The organism is Planctomycetota bacterium (genome assembly GCA_026387035.1).
Classification (GTDB): Bacteria; Planctomycetota; Phycisphaerae; order FEN-1346; family FEN-1346; genus JAPLMM01.
In genome coordinates, this window is sequence record JAPLMM010000284.1 from 1 (window position 1) to 2,155 (window position 2,155).

Annotated in this window: 3 protein-coding genes; 2 read left to right on the forward strand and 1 reads right to left on the reverse strand. The window is 69.0% G+C overall.

All coding sequences use genetic code 11. The features are described 5' to 3' along the window. On the reverse strand, positions 1–1,162 hold a 1,162-nt coding region (gene mutL / locus NTX40_10985; protein ID MCX5649598.1), incomplete at its 3' end, for a DNA mismatch repair endonuclease MutL. Between the two features lie 237 nt (positions 1,163–1,399). Between mutL and NTX40_10990 the strand changes: the two genes are divergently transcribed. Both NTX40_10990 and NTX40_10995 read left to right on the forward strand, forming a co-directional pair. Then, positions 1,400–1,834, forward strand: a complete 435-nt coding sequence (locus tag NTX40_10990; GenBank protein ID MCX5649599.1) for a YkgJ family cysteine cluster protein — start codon at positions 1,400–1,402, stop codon at positions 1,832–1,834. 60 nt (positions 1,835–1,894) lie between these two features. Next, positions 1,895–2,155: hypothetical protein (locus NTX40_10995; GenBank protein ID MCX5649600.1), on the forward strand; the 261-nt coding region annotated here is incomplete at its 3' end.

The following is a 2,155-nucleotide window of genomic DNA, read 5'->3' on the forward strand; positions in this document are numbered from 1 at the left end:
CGTGCGGCGGGAATGCGAGGCGGGGCTGGGCGCCGGACGGGGGGCTGCGAAGGAAATCGGCGACGGCTTGACGCACGCGGGCGGCACGAACGGCGTCCCGGGGATTCGCTTCGCTCATCCCCGGGCTTTGAACGGCGAGCGCCGGCGAAGGCGGGACAAGGCTCGGCGCCATGCCGGGCCCCAGGAGGCGTTCCCGGATGGCCGCCAGCACTTGGCCGTAGAGCAGGTGGGCGTCGCGGAGGCGGACTTCGATTTTCGTCGGATGGACGTTCACATCCACGCGGTCCGGCGGGACGGTAAGAAAGAGGAACGCGACAGGCTGGCGGTTGCCCTCCAACATGCCGCGGTACGCCTCGCGGACGGCGTGCAGGAGGCCACGGTCGCGGACGTAGCGGCCGTTGATGAAAAGGTACTGCATCGTTGCTGTGGCGCGGGCGAGGTGCGGCGGCCCGACGAGGCCCCAGAGTCGCCCCGCGGGCTCGTCGGACTCGATCTGGATGAGTGCCCCCGCCGGCTCCGACCCGAAGAACGCCGCGATGCGGTCGCGCACGGAATCGGTCGGCGGCAACTCGTACACGCTCCGGCCGTTGTGCGTCACCGTCAGATGGACCCGCGGATAGGCCAGGGCGATGCGGGCGACCTGTTCGGTGATGTGGCCCATCTCGGTCGCGTCGGTCTTGAGGAACTTTCGGCGTGCCGGGACGTAGCGGAAGAGGTTTCGGACCTCGGCGGTCGTGCCGACGGGCCCGCTCGCAGGGCGGGGCGGTGCGGCCTTGCCGGCGCTGGAGGAGACTTCGACGGCCTCGAGCGCGTCGCGGATGCGGCTGGAGATTCGGACGTCGGCGACGGAGGCGATGGAAGCGAGCGCTTCGCCGCGGAACCCGAGCGTCGTAATCCCCTCGAGGTCCTCGGCGGAGGCGATCTTGCTCGTTGCGTGGCCCGCGAGGGCGAGGGCGAGTTCCGCCGCGGGGATGCCGACGCCGTCGTCGCTTGCGCGGATGAGTTTCTTGCCCGCTTCCTCGAGTTCCAGGCAGATGCGCGTGGCCTGGGCGTCGATGGCGTTCTCGAGGAGTTCCTTGACGACGCTGGCCGGACGCTCGATGACCTCGCCTGCGGCGATCTGGTTGACAAGGATCTCGGGCAGAATCCGGATAGGGGCCATCGCCGGCACGTTCCTTACCTGCTCGCCGGCGGGCATTATAGGCCTGCGGCGGCAGAGGCTGCAAGGCAGGAATCTTGCCTGGCGGCGGGGTGCGGAGGCGAGGGGGAAGTGCCCCCGGTGTATTCACCGGGGGCTAAATGAAGCGTGGGCGGGCGGCTCGAACGGCGTGCCGAAAACTCTTGGCACCCCGGCGGGGCGGGGCGTAGAATGCGGTCCGCGTGGGGCGGGAGCGGCCGCATGGGAATCCTGAGCGCAAAACAGACGCGGAAACCGTGGTACGCCCAGGGCCTGCGCTTTGCCTGCCAGTCCTGCGGCAACTGTTGCGGCGGCGGGCCGGGGTACGTCTGGATGGACGACGACGAGGTGGAAGCCATCGCGCGGCACCTGGGCCTGGAGAGGGACGAGTTTCGTCGGCTTTACGGGCGGCGGCTCTGGCGCGGCCTGAGCCTGAAGGAAGAACCGAACTTCGACTGCGTCATGCTCGATGGCGGCAGCCGATGCCGCGTTTACCCTGTGCGGCCGAGGCAGTGCCGAGTCTGGCCTTTCTGGCCGAGCAACCTTCGGAGCCGGGACGCGTGGGAATCGGCGGCCCGCCGCTGCGCCGGCATCGGGCAGGGGCCGCTTTATAGTCACGAGCAGATCGAGGCCAAGCGGATGGAGATGAGGGTCTAGGCAGGCCCGAACCTCGTAATCCGCTTGGCCGCACGAGCAATGACGAAACCCGAAATCCGAATGACGAATCAAAAGACAAGCCCGAATGACGAAAGGGCCGCCGCTGGCGTGCCGCCCCGGGGACAGGTTCGGCCCTTCGGGTGCTTCGCACAAGATACTCCCGTCCCCTTTTTCCTGGCGCCGTGGGGTGCGCCGCCGGCGCTTCGCCCGCCGCATCCCGACCAACTGGCCGCGGTGTACGAAGTGTACGCCCGGGTGGACGCGGCGCTGGAATCGGCATCGGCCTTGTGCCGAGCGTGCGGCGAATGCTGCCGATTCGGT

Bases quoted from the DNA above. Each gene is read 5' to 3' on its own strand.
- NTX40_10990 (MCX5649599.1), top strand. From the start codon at position 1,400: ATGGGAATCCTGAGCGCAAAACAGACGCGGAAACCGTGGTACGCCCAG.